The 15,022-nt window shown below is 69.9% G+C and carries 12 protein-coding genes and 1 pseudogene; 9 read left to right on the top strand and 4 right to left on the bottom strand.

Going from position 1 to position 15,022, the window contains the following annotated elements:
* The first annotated feature begins 1 nt into the window (after window position 1).
* Window positions 2–1,045: a helix-turn-helix transcriptional regulator gene (locus IH68_RS54375; RefSeq protein WP_078912867.1), complete on the top strand. Its 1,044-nt coding sequence runs from the start codon at window positions 2–4 to the stop codon at window positions 1,043–1,045.
* On the opposite strand, the pseudogene ctaD reads toward IH68_RS54375, so the two are convergent.
* Window positions 945–2,612, bottom strand: a pseudogene (gene ctaD / locus IH68_RS0142880) (cytochrome c oxidase subunit I); the annotation flags it as partial. The gene IH68_RS54375 and the pseudogene ctaD overlap by 101 nt on opposite strands.
* A 462-nt stretch (window positions 2,613–3,074) precedes the next feature.
* Between ctaD and IH68_RS0142875 the strand changes: the two are divergent.
* Window positions 3,075–3,290 carry an I78 family peptidase inhibitor gene (locus IH68_RS0142875; protein ID WP_030947448.1) on the top strand — a complete coding sequence of 72 codons (216 nt, stop codon included), beginning with the start codon at window positions 3,075–3,077 and terminating at the stop codon, window positions 3,288–3,290.
* A gap of 86 nt (window positions 3,291–3,376) precedes the next feature.
* On the opposite strand, the gene IH68_RS0142870 is transcribed toward IH68_RS0142875, so the two are convergent.
* Both IH68_RS0142870 and IH68_RS0142865 read right to left on the bottom strand, forming a co-directional pair.
* Window positions 3,377–4,399 (bottom strand): phosphatase PAP2 family protein, encoded by a 1,023-nt coding sequence (locus IH68_RS0142870; protein WP_030947444.1) that lies wholly within the window; start codon window positions 4,397–4,399, stop codon window positions 3,377–3,379.
* A 238-nt stretch (window positions 4,400–4,637) separates the two neighbouring features.
* A complete protein-coding gene (locus IH68_RS0142865; protein ID WP_030947441.1) occupies window positions 4,638–5,888 on the bottom strand; it encodes a mannosyltransferase family protein in 1,251 nt (416 codons plus the stop codon).
* Between the two features lie 262 nt (window positions 5,889–6,150).
* On the opposite strand from IH68_RS0142865, the gene IH68_RS0142860 reads away from it, so the two are divergent.
* Window positions 6,151–7,752 (top strand): MFS transporter, encoded by a 1,602-nt coding sequence (locus tag IH68_RS0142860; protein ID WP_030947439.1) that lies wholly within the window; start codon window positions 6,151–6,153, stop codon window positions 7,750–7,752.
* Window positions 7,753–7,927: 175 nt separating this feature from the next.
* The gene (locus IH68_RS0142855) at window positions 7,928–9,118 is read left to right on the top strand and encodes an acyl-CoA dehydrogenase family protein (protein ID WP_030947437.1); all 1,191 of its coding nucleotides are present in this window, start codon (window positions 7,928–7,930) and stop codon (window positions 9,116–9,118) included.
* A gap of 49 nt (window positions 9,119–9,167) precedes the next feature.
* Here the strand turns inward: IH68_RS0142855 and IH68_RS0142850 are convergent, their stop codons facing one another.
* Complete coding sequence (locus IH68_RS0142850; RefSeq protein ID WP_030947434.1) at window positions 9,168–9,608, bottom strand: cell division protein SepF; 441 nt, start codon at window positions 9,606–9,608, stop codon at window positions 9,168–9,170.
* A gap of 321 nt (window positions 9,609–9,929) precedes the next feature.
* On the opposite strand from IH68_RS0142850, the gene IH68_RS0142845 reads away from it, so the two are divergent.
* The 5 genes from IH68_RS0142845 to IH68_RS0142825 all read left to right on the top strand — a co-directional run bounded on the left by IH68_RS0142845 (window position 9,930) and on the right by IH68_RS0142825 (window position 14,981).
* A complete protein-coding gene (locus tag IH68_RS0142845) occupies window positions 9,930–11,102 on the top strand; it encodes a DUF5685 family protein (RefSeq protein ID WP_051834004.1) in 1,173 nt (390 codons plus the stop codon).
* Window positions 11,103–11,289: 187 nt separating this feature from the next.
* Window positions 11,290–13,620 carry a nitrate- and nitrite sensing domain-containing protein gene (locus tag IH68_RS0142840; protein WP_051834003.1) on the top strand — a complete coding sequence of 777 codons (2,331 nt, stop codon included), beginning with the start codon at window positions 11,290–11,292 and terminating at the stop codon, window positions 13,618–13,620.
* Window positions 13,617–14,045, top strand: coding sequence for a roadblock/LC7 domain-containing protein (locus IH68_RS0142835; protein ID WP_030947426.1), 429 nt, complete (start codon window positions 13,617–13,619; stop codon window positions 14,043–14,045). Before IH68_RS0142840 ends, IH68_RS0142835 begins: the two co-directional genes overlap by 4 nt.
* On the top strand, window positions 14,042–14,398 hold the full coding sequence (locus tag IH68_RS0142830; RefSeq protein WP_037886202.1) for a DUF742 domain-containing protein: 357 nt from the start codon (window positions 14,042–14,044) through the stop codon (window positions 14,396–14,398). The genes IH68_RS0142835 and IH68_RS0142830 overlap by 4 nt, the downstream gene beginning before the upstream one ends.
* On the top strand, window positions 14,382–14,981 hold the full coding sequence (locus IH68_RS0142825) for a GTP-binding protein (protein WP_030947420.1): 600 nt from the start codon (window positions 14,382–14,384) through the stop codon (window positions 14,979–14,981). Before IH68_RS0142830 ends, IH68_RS0142825 begins: the two co-directional genes overlap by 17 nt.
* Window positions 14,982–15,022 lie beyond the last annotated feature (41 nt).

Raw genomic sequence — 15,022 nt, 5'->3', positions numbered from 1 at the left:
CATGTTGGAGACCTCGGCACGACTGCTGCGTCTGCTCTCGCTCCTCCAGGCGCACCGCGAGTGGTCCGGCGCCGACCTCGCCGACCGTCTCGGTGTCACCCCGCGCACCGTGCGCCGGGACGTCGACCGGCTGCGTGAGCTGGGCTATCCCGTCAACGCCAGCCCCGGCACCGGCGGCGGATACCAGCTGGGCGCGGGCGCCGAGCTGCCGCCGCTGCTCCTCGACGACGACGAGGCGGTCGCCGTCGCCGTCGGGCTGCGCACGGCCGCCGGACAGGGCATCGAGGGCATCGGCGAGACCTCCGTACGGGCCCTCGCCAAGCTGGAGCAGGTGCTGCCGAACCGGCTGCGCCGCCGTGTGGGCGCCCTGAACGCCTTCACTGTGCCGATGCTGCGCGGCCCCCAGCCCTCCGCCGTCGACCCGGCCGTCCTGACCGAACTGGCCAACCTGTGCCGGGACTCCGAACGCCTGCGCTTCGAGTACAGCGACCACGGAGGTGCTCCGAGCCGCCGTACCGTCGAACCTCACCGCCTGGTGTGCTCCGAGCGCCGCTGGTATCTGGTCGCCTGGGACCTCGACCGCGTGGACTGGCGTACGTTCCGTGTCGACCGCATCACGCCGAAGCCGCCGCACGGCCCGCGCTTCGCGCCGCGCACCCCGCCCGCCGAGGACCTCGCCGCGTACGTCTCGAAGGGCGTCTCCACACGCGCGTACGCCACACATGCGGTCGTCCGGCTGCTGGCGCCCCTGGAGGAGGCCGCGGAGCGCATCTCGCCCTCGGCGGGGCAACTGGAGGCGGACGGCCCCGGCGCCTGCATTCTGCGCACCGGGGCCGCGAGCCTCGACGTCATGGTGATTCACGTGATGATGACGGGCTTCGACTTCGAGGTTCTGGAGCCCGCCGAGCTCACCGAGGCGATCAGGACGGCCCGGGACCGGCTGTCCCGCGCTCTTCTCCGAGAGGCTCCTCGGGCGTCGCCGCGAACTCGGGATGGTGCAGGTCGAACGCCGGGGACTCGGAGCGGATCTTCGGCAGGACAGTGAAGTTGTGCCGCGGCGGCGGGCACGAGGTCGCCCACTCCAGCGAGCGGCCGTAGCCCCAGGGGTCGTCGGTCTCGACCTTCTCGCCGTACTTGGCGGTCTTCCAGACGTTGTAGAGGAACGGCAGTGTCGACATGCCGAGCAGGAACGCGCCGATCGTCGAGATGGTGTTGAGGGCCGTGAAGCCGTCCGCCGCGAGATAGTCGGCGTACCGCCGTGGCATGCCCTCCGCGCCCAGCCAGTGCTGCACCAGGAACGTGGTGTGGAAGCCGACGAAGAGCGTCCAGAACTGGATCTTGCCCAGCCGCTCGTCGAGCATCTTGCCGGTGAACTTGGGCCACCAGAAGTAGAAGCCGCCGAAGATCGCGAAGACGACCGTGCCGAACACGACGTAGTGGAAGTGCGCCACGACGAAGTAGGTGTCCGAGACATGGAAGTCCAGCGGCGGCGAGGCCAGGATCACCCCGGTCAGACCGCCGAACAGGAACGTCACCAGGAAGCCGCACGCCCACAGCATCGGCGTCTCGAAGGACAGTGAGCCCTTGATCATCGTGCCGATCCAGTTGAAGAACTTCACGCCGGTGGGCACGGCGATGAGGAACGTCATGAAGGAGAAGAACGGCAGCAGCACGGCGCCGGTGACGAACATGTGGTGCGCCCACACCACCACCGACAGCCCGGTGATCGCCATCGTCGCGCCGACCAGCGTGAGATAGCCGAAGAGCGGCTTACGGCTGAAGACGGGGAGGATCTCCGTGACGATGCCGAAGAACGGCAGCGCGATGATGTACACCTCGGGATGGCCGAAGAACCAGAACAGGTGCTGCCACAGCAGCGCCCCGCCGTTGCCCGCGTCGAAGACCTGTGCGCCGAACCGCCGGTCCGCCTCCAGACACAGCAGCGCGGCCGCGAGCACCGGGAACGCCATCAGGATCAGGATCGACGTGAAGAGCGTGTTCCAGGTGAAGATCGGCATCCGGAACATCGTCATGCCGGGGCAGCGCATCCCGATGATGGTGGTGATGAAGTTGACCGCGCCGAGGATCGTGCCGAAGCCCGCCAGCGCGAGCCCCATGATCCACAGGTCGGGCCCGACACCGGGTGAGCGCACCGCGCTGTTGAGCGGCGCGTAGGCGAACCAGCCGAAGGCGGCGGGACCGCCCGGCACGAGCAGCGAGCCGAGCACGATCAGGCCGCCGAAGAGGAAGAACCAGTACGAGAGCATGTTCAGCCGCGGGAAGGCGACGTCGGGGGAGCCGATCTGCAGCGGCATCAGCTCGTTGGCGAAGCCCGCGAACATCGGGGTCGCGAAGAGCAGCAGCATGATCGTGCCGTGCATGGTGAACAGCTGGTTGAACTGGTTGTTGTCCATGATCTGCAGCCCCGGCCGGGCGAGTTCGGCGCGCATCAGCAGCGCCATCACCCCGCCGGTCAGGAAGAACAGGAACGAGGTGATCAGGTAGAGGTGCCCGATCTTCTTGTGGTCGGTGGTCGTCAGCCAGTCGACGATCACCCGCCCCTGACTGGTCCGCACGGGTCGCGCCGCCGCCTGCACGGTCTGGGTCCCCATTGCTCGCTCGCCCCTTCGCTCGTCGCGCCCCGGGTCCGCTGAAGCCCGCGCCTCCCCCCGTCCGCGAGCTCACGTCATGATGCGCGCGCCGTCGCACGCTCCGACAGGGGGCGTGCGGGGGTTCTGTGCTGGAACCGTGCATTTCCTACGCGGTGTCAGCTCTCACGAACCCGCCCGGAATCGGACCGAAATGAAGTCCGGGATCGGTTCTCACGGCACTTTCCGACGGGCTATTCGGAGATCGGCCGCGACACGCGGGAATTACGTTCGATTGCCTGCGGAAGGCCTACGGAACCGGTACGGAACCGCTCGTACGTGTGACGCCCGCAACGCAGTAGTTGATGTCGCGTGAGCCGAAACACGTGTCGTGATCCTGTGACAGAAGTGTGACCGGAGGGGGATACGGGCCGGGTGGGACCGCCCCGCCTTCCCTGGCCGCGGGACAGGGCCTAGCGTGGCGGCATGGCACCGATTCCCACTCCGCAGGCGGAACCCCAGGACAGTCCGGACGCGTATGTCGGCCTCGATGCGGCAGGCGCCGAGCGGCGCGCGCGGGAGCGCGGCTGGTCCACGGTGCGCTCGCTGCCGCCGGGGGCGATCATCACGATGGAGTACCGCACGGGCCGGCTGAACTTCGAGGTGGAGGACGGCCGGGTGCTGCGGGCCTGGAAGGGCTGATACGTGACGAAGGCCCCGGTTCCCGAACGGGAACCGGGGCCTTCGCTGTGCGGGGGTGGTTGTGCGTACCGACCCCGCTGTCCGTGTCAGCCGCCCGTCAGGGGGCGGGCCGTGGAGGCCGTCGCGCCGCGCGGGATGCGGTCCGAGTGCGGTGGGCGGCGGCTGCCGACCGGGGTGACCGGTGTGCGCTCCGAGCGGGCCGTGTGCGGGCCCGGGGCCAGGTAGGCGGGCGTCCGGGCCGAGCGGGCCCCGGAGCCGACCGTCTCGCGTGCGGCGGCCTCGTCCTGCGCGGCCGTACGCGGCTTGAGCAGCACGGGGGCGCCCACGGGAGCGGCCGGTGCAGTGGCACCCTTGCGGGCGCGCCAGCGGTCGCGCAGGTCGAAGAGGGCGACCTCGGCCTTGGCGATCCCCGGCTCGCACCAGGGCAGGGCCAGCAGGATCAGCAGGCCGGCGGCCCAGCCGAGGAGCACGTCGCTCAGCCAGTGCGTACCGAGGTACACGGTGGCGAGGCCCACGCCCAGCGCGGTCAGTGCGGAGAGGGCGGACAGCCAGCGGCGGGCCCTCGGGGTGGAGGCGAGGTAGGCCAGGATTCCCCACGTCACCACGGCGTTGGCGGTGTGGCCGCTGGGGAATATATCGCCGCCCAGGCCCATCTCGTTCGAGCCGATCGTGGTCGCGTAGTGCGGTCCGAGGCGGCCCATGCCGAGCTTGGCGGCGCCCACGGTGATGTTCAGCAGCAGCAGCGAGGCGCCCAGCGTCAGCAGCGGTCGCAACGTGTGCTGGCGCCAGGAGCGCCAGCCCAGCCAGGCCGCGACCATCACTGCCGTCGGGCCGCGCTGGCCGAGCACGACGTAGTAGTCGACGAACCAGTGGATGTTGTGCCACTGCTGGTAGGGCCGGAAGAACATGACCTGCCAGTCGAAGCGGACCAGCCACGACGTGGTCACGACGAGATACACGATCGCCAGGTAGAAGGCCAGGGTCCCGGTCAGCAACGCGACCCGGTGCCGGCTCATCCTCGGCACGTCGATGTGGGCCGGTCGTTCCGGCTCCCGGTCCAGTCTGGTGAACACCCGGTCCAGACGGGTGAGGTTTCGTTCGGTACGCACCCAATCGACGTTACAGCGAGTGAGGTAAGTTCTCCGTCTCTTCAGCTGCTTTGTGATGACGATGTGATGTGGGATTCCTCTCAGGGGCACGTTTATTTCCAAGGAATCCGCAATGTCCGGCGTCGGCTCCCTTCAATTCCTTTGATCATTCCGCGAATCAGTTTTATGGGACTTAGGAATTCGTTCACCGATTGCTGGGGCGGATTTCTCCGGGCGCTCACCGGTCCCCGCGAGACGATCATGGAGGACCGGAGCCGTTCAGCCAGAACGCTCCGTACACGGCCGATGCCACCGCGACACCGCCCACCACCAGCGCCGACGTGGAGGTACGCAGCCGGGACAGGGCCAGGGCGAGGGGCAGCAGCAGGGGGAAGGCGGGCAGCAGCAGGCGCGGTTTCGAGCCGAAGTAGCTCGACGCACACAGGGCGAGCGCGGTGACCACACCCGCGTAGACCAGCAGCGGGAGCGGCTGGCGCTGCCGTACGCAGACGACGTACAGCCAGACCACCAGTCCGACCCCGACGACGATGCCGGCGGCCGCGAGAGCCGAGGGGAACGACGTGAACTTGTCGGCGACGAAGCGGGCGAAGGCCAGGCCGCCGTCGAAGCCGTTGCGCCAGCCCGCCTGGACGTCCAGATAGCCCAGCGGGCCCCTGCCGGTGTGGTGGCCGACCCAGAGGACGTAGCCGGCGGCGCCCAGCGGGGCCAGGAGCATGGCCAGGGCGCGTCGTATGGAGGCGGGGGCGCGCGGTGTGTCCGGCACGCCGCCGGATGACCCGACGCGCCGCGTGGGACCGTCTCCGGGCGGCGCAGGAGCGCGTTCGCCCGCGCGCGCTTCCGCCGCGCTCCGCTCTCGCACGAACGAGACCGTCCCGGCCGCCCACACGGCCGCGACGACGGCGAGCCCGACCGGCCGGGTCAGCCCCGCCAGCGCGGCCAGCGCGCCGGCGGTCAGCCAGCGGCCGGTCAGGACCGCGTACAGCGACCAGGCGGCGAGCGCCGTGAACAGTGACTCGCTGTACGCCATCGACTGCACGATCCCGACGGGCAGCACGGCCCACAGCAGGACGGCGCAGACGCCCGCCCTGCGGCCGTACACATGGTCCGCGACCGCGAAGATCCCCCAGGCAGCCGCGAGCGAGGCGAGCAGGCTGACGGCGAAACCGGCGTCGGCGTACGACAGCGGGCTCACCGCCGCGAGGCCGCGCTCCAGCCAGGGCAGCAGTGGGAAGAAGGCCAGATTCGAGTGCACGTCGCCGTTCGGCAGCCGCACCTCGTAGCCGTAACCGAGCTCGGCGACCCTCGTGTACCAGAGCGCGTCCCAGCGGGCCGTCAGCAGCGTGTACGCGCTCTTGCCGCGCGCGGCGCTCCACAGGGCCAGCGCGAGCAGGCCCAGCGCGCGCACGGCCACGTACCCGAGGAGGGCCGGGGCCGCGCGGCGCAGGGCCGTCTCGCGAGGCGGCGCAACGCGTGTCACAAGGTCGGTCACGGGCTCGATTATCGACGGCCGCCGGAACCGGAAGGCCCGGCGGGGGCGTGGCCAGGAACGAGGGGGAGTGGCGTACGCCACACCGGTCTGTGCGAAGTCTGAGAGGTCCGACACGTGACCTTTACACGAACTCGCGTACGCTGACGTGTCACTCGCCTTCGTTGCGCGGGCCGGAGACCACCGCTCCTCTCCGGCCGAGATCACGGGGAGTCCCCACCCCGTGTGCCCGCCGACCGCGAGGGAACATCTGGGAGGTACGTACATGTCCGGGACGACCACGGCCGCCGCTGCGCTGCGCCGCCGGGCGGCCGGGGCCGGTGCCAACCGCTGGGTCGTCCTCTTCGTCCTCTGTACGAGCCTGCTGCTGGTCGCGGTCGACGCGACCGTGCTGCACGTGGCGGTCCCCGCCGTCAGCGAGGACCTCAGGCCCGGCGCGATAGAACTGCTCTGGATCGTCGACGTCTACCCCCTCGTCTGCGCCTCGCTGCTGATCCTCTTCGGCACGCTCGGCGACCGGGTCGGCCGCAGAAGGATCCTGCTGCTCGGCTATGGCCTCTTCGGCGTCGCCTCCGGCCTCGCGGCCCTCGCCCATGACCCTCAGGTACTGATCCTCGCGCGGGCGCTGCTCGGCGTCGGCGGCGCGATGATCATGCCCGCGACGCTCTCGATCCTCCGCCAGGTCTTCCCCGACCGGCGTGAACGGGCCCTCGCGATCGGCATCTGGAGCGCGGTCGCCGCGGTCGGCGCCGCGGTCGGTCCGCTCCTCGGCGGCTTTCTGCTGGAGCACTTCTGGTGGGGGTCGGTCTTCCTCGTCAACATCCCGCTGATGCTGGTCAGCCTGCCGGTGGGCCGGCTGCTGCTGCCCGAGTCGCGGGGCGCCGGTGACGGCCCCTGGGACGTGGTCGGTGCACTGATGGCGGCCGCCGGGCTGTTCGGCGTCGTACTGGGCGTCAAGCGACTGGGCGGCGGCGAGCTGGGTCTCGTCACCGTGGCGCCGCTCGTCGTGGGCGCCCTCCTGCTGGTCCTCTTCGTACGACGGCAGCGGCGCCGTGCGCATCCGCTGGTGGACCTCGGGATGTTCGCGCGGCCTGCCTTCAGCACCGCCGTGGGCTGCATCGTGCTGGCGATGCTCGCCCTGGTCGGTCTTGAGCTGATCGCGGCGCAGTATCTGCAGCTGGTGCTGGGGCTGTCGCCGCTGGAGACGGGGCTGCGCCTGCTGCCGCTGACGTTCGCGGCGATGGCGGCGGGGCTGGCGGGCGCGCGGATGCTGCGCCGCTTCGGCCCGCGCCGGATGGTGTCCTTCGGGTTCTTCCTCACCGCCGGGGCCGTGGTGCTGCTGACGGTGATGGGCGGGTCGGACAACGCGGGGCTGATGGTGGCCGCGTTCATGCTGCTGGGCTTCGGCCTGGAGACCACGCTCTTCGGGGCGTACGAGTCGATGCTGAGCGAGGCTCCGCCGGAGCAGGCCGGTGGGGCGGCGGCGATCGGCGAGACCTCGTACCAGCTGGGGGCCGGGATCGGAATCGCGCTCCTCGGGAGCGTGATGAACGCGGCGTACGCGCCCGGACTGGCGTCCGTTCCAGGGGTTCCTTCATCGGCCTCGGCCGCGGCGGGGCACTCGCTGGGCGAGGCGTATCAGGTCGCTGCGCAGCTGGGCGGGCCGGTCGGTGTTGCCCTGCGGCGGGCGGCGCGGGACTCGTTCGTGCACGGGCTGCATGTGACTTTGCTGGTCAGCGCGGGCTTGCTGCTGCTGGGTGCGGTGATGGCTCTGCGGTTGCCGCGGATCATGCACTGTGGGGAGCCTGCGGTGCCTGTGGAGTTGCCGGCGCCTCGGGAGGTTGCCGACTCCCGGGTCTCGGCTTGACCTTTTTCTGCGGCGCCGTTGTGGCTGGTCGCGCCCCGCGGCGGAGCCGCAAGCGGATGCAGCCCCGCGCCCCTTTGGGCGCGGCTGTACTGGACGTAGAGGACACTGCGCCGTAACGTCGGCCTCAAAGTCGTAACTAGCGGTGCTAGTTTTTCGTAGTGTGCCGGAGGGTCCTATGTCTGCGTCCTCGAAGTTGCCCCCCTTTGACCCGGCCGATCCCCTCGGCATCGACGACCTGCTGGAACCCGAGGACCTGGCCATCCGCGACACCGTGCGGACCTGGGCCGCGGACCGGGTCCTGCCGTATGTCGCCGACTGGTACGAGAAGGGGGAGCTCCCCGAGATCCGGGAGCTTGCGCGCGAGCTCGGTGGTATCGGCGCCCTCGGTATGTCGCTCAGCGGTTACGGGTGCGCGGGGGCCAGTGCCGTGCAGTACGGGCTGGCCTGTCTGGAGCTGGAGGCCGCCGACTCCGGGATCCGGTCGCTGGTCTCCGTGCAGGGGTCGCTCGCGATGTACGCCATCCACCGGTTCGGCAGCGAGGAGCAGAAGCAGCAGTGGCTGCCGCGGATGGCCGCCGGTGAGGCCATCGGCTGCTTCGGGCTGACCGAGCCCGACCACGGGTCCGACCCCGCCTCGATGCGCACGCACGCCAAGCGGGACGGCGGCGACTGGGTCCTCAACGGGCGGAAGATGTGGATCACCAACGGGTCCGTGGCGGCCGTCGCCGTGGTGTGGGCCCAGACGGAGGACGGGATCCGCGGGTTCGTCGTGCCCACCGGCAGCGCCGGGTTCTCCGCGCCGGAGATCAAGCACAAGTGGTCCCTGCGGGCCAGCGTCACCAGCGAACTCGTCCTCGACGACGTACGACTGCCCGCCGACGCCGTACTGCCGGAGGTCGTCGGCCTCAAGGGGCCGCTCAGCTGTCTCTCGCACGCCCGCTACGGGATCGTCTGGGGCGCCATGGGCGCGGCCCGCAGCTGTTTCGAGGCCGCCGTCGACTATGCGAAGTCACGGGAGCAGTTCGGGCGGCCCATCGGGGGGTTCCAGCTCACCCAGGCCAAACTCGCCGACATGGCGGTCGAACTGCACAAGGGGATTCTGCTCGCCCACCATCTGGGGCGGCGCATGGATGCCGGCCGCCTGCGTCCCGAGCAGGTCAGCTTCGGCAAACTCAACAACGTACGAGAGGCCATCGAGATCTGCCGTACGTCACGGACGATCCTCGGCGCCAACGGGATCTCGCTCGAATACCCCGTCATGCGGCACGCCACCAATCTCGAGTCGGTGCTGACGTACGAAGGCACCGTCGAGATGCACCAGCTCGTGCTGGGCAAGGCGCTCACCGGACTCGACGCGTTCCGGTAAAGCCTCCCGGTAACCCTGCGCGGGGGCAGGGCCGGTGAGCGGCCCTGCCTCAGCTCTGGTTGAAGAAACCGTCCGAACGGTGCTGCGCCGGCTCCCCGCTGACGATTTCCGTGTCGGCGGGCGTGAGCAGGAAGACCCGGTTGGAGACGCGGTCGATCGAACCGCGCAGACCGAAGATGAGCCCCGCCGCGAAGTCGACGACGCGCTTGGCGTCCGACGCCTCCATGGCGGTGAGGTTCACGATGACCGGCACACCCTCGCGGAACAGCTCGCCGATGGCGCGGGCGTCCCGGAAGCTGTCCGGGGTCACCGTGCCGATACGGCGGCCCTTGTCCTCGGCGGTGTCCGAGGCCACCTTGACCCGCGGGTCGGTGACCCAGGCATCCCCGGGCTGCTCGGTCCCTTCGGAGTAGTCGTCGTCGTAGTAACGCTCGTCATCGTTGTCGTCAACGAGGCCAAGCCAGGCACTCGCCTTGCGTACCGATCCCATGGACGCCTCCTCTCACAGCGGTCCTTCTTGCTTTCCGCATCCCTATCGTCATCCATGATGCGGTTGGCGCGCCAAGTGGATAGACGCCGCACGGGGGGTTTGTGACGGTACTGGTGCAGAGCGAATCCGTCGAGAGCCCGCGTTTCCCAAGGGTCGTGCTGTACACAGATGCTGACTGTGAGTGAAATATGATTCTTCACGGCGTACGGGTGACGATCAGTGCGTACGGGTGAACGCAGTGGTCGATACGATGCGGCAGCTCAACGCCGTATCAGAAGCAGCAGTAGTACCGGATGTCACACGAGCCACGGGGGGATCGTCGTGTTCGGAATCGTCAGGCCTTGTCGGCATCGGCTGGGTGAGAACCTCAAGTCCCAATGGGTTGCGCATTTGTGCGGACTGTGTCTCGCACTGCGCAAGGATCACGGTCAGTTCGCACGGGTCGTGACCAACTACGACGGGCTGCTCATATCCGTTCTGACGGAGGTTCAGGCCGAGAAGGCGGCCGGGTGGCGGCGTACGGCAGGGCCCTGTCCGTTGCGCGGGATGCGTACCGCGTCCGTCGCGCAGGGGGAAGGGGCGCGGCTCGCGGCCGCCGTATCGCTGGTGCTCGCCTCGGCCAAGGTGCGGGACCACCTCGCCGACGGGGACGGGCTGCTGAGGCGGAAACCGGTGGCGCTCGCCGCGCGCCGAGTGGCATCGAACTGGGATGCGGCGGGGGCCCGTACCGGATCCGCCGTCGGCTTCGACACCGCGGTGCTCGTGGACGCCGTGGACCGGCAGACGGGTATCGAGGCCCTCGCCGGGCCCGGGACGCCCGTTCTGACGGTCACCGAACCGACCGAGACGGCGACCGCCGCGGCCTTCGCGCACACCGCGGTCCTGGCCGGACGGCCGGGCAACGCGGAGCCGCTGGCCGAGGCGGGGCGGCTGTTCGGGCGGCTCGCACATCTCCTGGACGCCGTCGAGGACCGGGAAACTGACGCCGTGTCGGGTGCCTGGAATCCGCTCACCGCCACCGGAACCCCGCTCGCCGAGGCCCGGCGGCTCGCCGACGACGCCCTGCACGGGATCCGGCTCGCGCTGCGTGAGGTGGACTTCGTGGACAGCGGGCTCGCCCACCGGCTGCTCGTGCACGAACTGCGCACCTCCGTCGACCGCGCCTTCGGTACGGCCTCCTGTGCGCACGGGTCGGCACCGTCGCTGTCGGGGCCGTATGCACCGCCCGGTGGTCCCGGTGGGCCGTTCCTGCCGCCGGAGCCGCCCCGGCGCGACCGGCGTGGACTGCTGGCGGGCTGCGCGGTGTGGGCCGGGCTGGCCTGTACGTGCCAGATGTGCTGCGGCGAGTACGAGGACCCGTGGAGCCGTCAGCGCAAGGACGGCCTCTGCAAGGGCACCGACTGCGGCGACTGTTGCGATTGCTGTGACTGCGGCTGCGATTGCTGCGACTGCTGTGACGGGTGCGACTGCTGCGACTGCGGCTGCGACTGCTGATCGGGTACCGCAGATGTCGTATACGGAATGCGCCGCGCAAAGCGGCCACCTGGCGCTTCCCGAAGATCCTGTGTCCACAAAGTAAAAGAAGAAGATGATCTGGTGACCGGTGCCCCGTGAGGTCGTTGGGCGGAAGCAGAACCATTTCTGTCCCTTGCCCAACTCGCCACCCACATAAGGCATTTCAGTGGACGTCACAGCAAAAGCGACCACCACCATTCGCACCAGGCTGCTGAGGATCCTGATCCTCGCCCTCGCGGTCCTGCTGGCGCTGCTCGGCGTCGCGGCCGCCGAGCAGATCTCCGCCTACCGCAACGCATCCGCCACCGAAGGGAACGCACGGCTGGAGATCACCCTCCAGGGCCTGGTCCACGAGCTGCAGAAGGAGCGCGGACTCACCACCGGATACGTGGGCGGAGTCGGGCAGTTCAAGGCCAAGCTGCCCGCCCAGCGCAAGGCCACCGACACCGCCCGCGCAGCGCTCGACAAGGCGCTGAAGGGGCGTGACGACGCGGCCGCCGACTCCGTGCGCGAGTCACTCGGACGGCTCGACGGCCTCGCCGGCATCCGCCGGCACGCCGACGACAGGACCGGCGTCGTGAAGGACACCTTCAACTACTTCACCACCACGATCACCGTCCTCGACCGGCTCGACCTCGGCCTCGACGCGGTGCGCGACGGCACCCTGCGCGACGCCTACCAGGCGCTCCAGGTCCTCGGCAACGCCAAGGAGTTCACCGGCGAGGAGCGCGCCATCGTGCTCGGCTCGGTGCGCGCGTCCGGCGGCCGGTTCCGCGGCGACGACTACAGCCGCTTCATGCAGATCCGGGCCGGCCGGCAGGCCGCCCTCGCCGCCTTCCCGCGCTCGGCGACCACCGAGCAGGAACGGCGCCTGAACGAGGCCCTGACCACTCCGGACGCGGAGCGCATGCTGGCGTACGAGAGCGTCGCCGTGCACGGGGGCGGCAAGCTGAGCTCGTCCGACCTCCCGCCCATGGCCTGGTGGGACACCATGACCTCGACCATCAACGGGCTGCGGGCCGTGCAGATCTCGCTCGGCGCCGATGTCGAGAACCGCGCCGCCGGCCTGGAGAGCACCGCCCAGCGCGACCTGCTGCTGTTCCTCCTGCTCGCGCTCGGCACCGTCGCCGCCCTCGGCGCGCTCGCCCTCGACTGTGTACGGTCCGTCTCCGCGCCGCTCGCCGAACTCGCCCAGCAGGCACGGGAGGTGGCGGGGGAGCGACTTCCGCGCGCCGTCGCCGCCGTACAGGACGCGGACTCCGGGCAGAGCCCCGAGCCGCCCGCCCCACTCACGGTGACCCGCCGGGCGGGAGCCGAGGTCCGGGAGGTCGCCGAGGCGTTCGACCGCGTCCAGCGCGCCGCCTTCGACCTCGCCACCGAGCAGGCCGTGCTGCGCCGCAACGCCACCGACTCGCTGGTCAGCCTCGGCCGCCGCAACCAGAACCTGGTACGCCGCCAGATCAGCTTCATCAACAAGCTGGAGCACGAGGACGCCGACCCGGCCACCCTCGCCAACCTCTTCGAGCTGGACCATCTCGCCACCCGTATGCGCCGCAACGCCGAAAGCCTCCTCGTGCTCGCCGGGGAGTCCAGCCCCCGCCCCTGGGCCACCCCGCTGGCCGTCACCGACGTGCTGCGCGCCTCGCTCGCCGAGGTCGAGGAGTACCGCCGGGTCACCCTGCGCCGGATCGAAACCGCACACATCAGCGGCTCCGTCGTCGCCGAAGTCGCCCATCTGCTCGCCGAGCTGGTCGAGAACGCGCTGAGCTACTCGCCGCCGGACTCCGACGTGGAGATCGAGGGGCGCCGCACCAGCGCCGGCTATCTCGTCGCGATCGTCGACAACGGCCTCGGCATGGACACCCAGGCGCTCGCCGAGGCGAACGTACGGCTGTCCGGCACGGCCAGCTTCATGGCCGAACCCACCCGGTTCCTCGGTCACTTCGTGGTCGGCGCCCTCGCCCGCAAGTGCGGGATCGAGGTACGGCTCGGCGAGGCACCGGCGGCCGGAGTGGTCGCCCGGGTGCTGATTCCGGTGCAACTGCTGACGGAGGCTCCGCAGGGCAAGGCCGCGGACAAGCCGGTGCTTCCCGCTCCGCGGAAGGAGAAGCAAGTGGACGTTCCCCCCGAGGAGCTGGTGACCGTTCAGGCAGAGGCGAAACCTGCCGAGAACGCCGGTGCTGTGCTTTCCCGGGGGACAACCCCCGGACCCCCGGCGGCCGCAGGCGGCAAGGGCGCCTCCGCCGCACGGACCCGCAACGGGCTCATCAAGCGCCCGCAGCGCAGCGCCATTTCCGACGCCGTCAGCGAGACCGACCGCCCGGAGCGCCCCGCCCCCGCCGAGCCCACGCCCGACCGCAGCCCCGAGGAGATCTCCGGGATGCTCTCCACTCTGCGCAGCGCTCATATGCGGGGCGGCATCAGCGTCGAGAAGGAGAAGGCGAGCGAGAAGGAGAACCAGAAGGGCGCCGAGCAGAAAGAGGGTGAGGGCAAGTGACCGCCGTCGACGCCCACAAGGACTCGCAGACCTTCAACTGGCTGCTCGTCAACTTCGTCAAGAGCACCGACGGGGTACGGGACGCGGTCGCCGTCTCCTCCGACGGTCTGCTGATCGCCGTGTCCGACGGGCTCGGGCGGACCGAGGCCGACCATCTCTCCGCGATCGTCTCGGGGCTCAGCAGCCTGGCGCGCAGCGCGTCCAAGCGGTACGGCTTCGACGGGGTCAAACTCATCATGATCGAGATGGGGCGGGGTTTCCTGCTCGTCTCCGCGATCCGCGACGGCAGTTGTCTCGGCGTGCTTGCCGACAGCGGCGGTGAACTTGGGCTCGTCGGCTACGAGATGGCGGTCCTCGCGGAGCGTGCGGGCGATCTGCTCACGCCGACGCTCATCGCCGATCTGCGGCAGGCGTTGCCGCGGTGAACGGCGAAGAGCCCATGGACGTAGAGCCTGTTGAGGACGTGACGTTCGTCCGGCCGTTCATCATCACCGGTGGCCGGGCCGAGCCGCTCCAGGCCGACCTGAGGCTGGAGACGCTGGTCGTCGCCGTCGGCGTCCCCGACGAGTCGCTGACGTTCGAGCGGCGGCACATCGTCGCGGTGTGCGAGCAGCCGACGACGGTTGCCGAGGTGGCGTCGCGGGTCGGTGTCCCGCTGGGCGTCGCCAAGGTGCTCGTGTCCGACCTCGTCGTCGCCGGCCGGCTCGACTGCCGGGAACCCGAGGAGCTGCCGCTCCAGATGCTCGAAAGGATCAGGGATCATGTCCGGGCGCTCTGACAGGATCGTGCCGCTCGCTGTGAAGATCGTGGTGAGCGGCGGACTCGGCGTCGGCAAGACCACGTTCATCGGGGCGATTTCGGAGATCGAACCGCTGGACACGGAGGCTGCGATGACGCAGGTTTCCGTGGGGGTCGATTCGCTCGACGGGGTCGAGTCGAAGACGACCACGACCGTTGCGCTGGATTTCGGGCGGATCACTCTCGATCCGACGATCGCGCTCTATCTGTTCGGGACGCCCGGGCAGGACCGGTTCTCGTTCCTGTGGGACGACCTGGTGGAAGGGGCGCTGGGGACGGTTGTCCTCGCGGACACCCGGCGGATCGAGGAGTGTTTTCCGGCGGTTGACTACTTCGAGTCGCAGGGGGAGCCGTTTGTGCTGGCTGTGAATCGCTTCGATGGTGCGGAGCGGTTTGAGCTGGAGGAAGTGCGGGAGGCGCTTGGCCTGGGGGCCGACGTTCCGGTGTTGGAGTGTGATGCTCGGGAGCGGGGGTCTGTGCGGGATGTTCTGGGGGCGTTGATGGATCGGGTGATCGGGGTTCGGGCAGCTGCGCCCAAGAGGCGGGTGGCTATGGTGCGTTAGCGGGTGCGGGTTGGTTGTGGCTGGTCGCGCCCACGCGGCGC

The sequence above is a fragment of the Streptomyces sp. NRRL S-646 genome, assembly GCF_000720765.1.
In the GTDB taxonomy this organism is placed as follows: domain Bacteria; phylum Actinomycetota; class Actinomycetes; order Streptomycetales; family Streptomycetaceae; genus Streptomyces.
The sequence above is the reverse complement of the archived record's forward strand: the minus strand, read 5'-3'. Positions and strand labels throughout refer to the sequence as shown.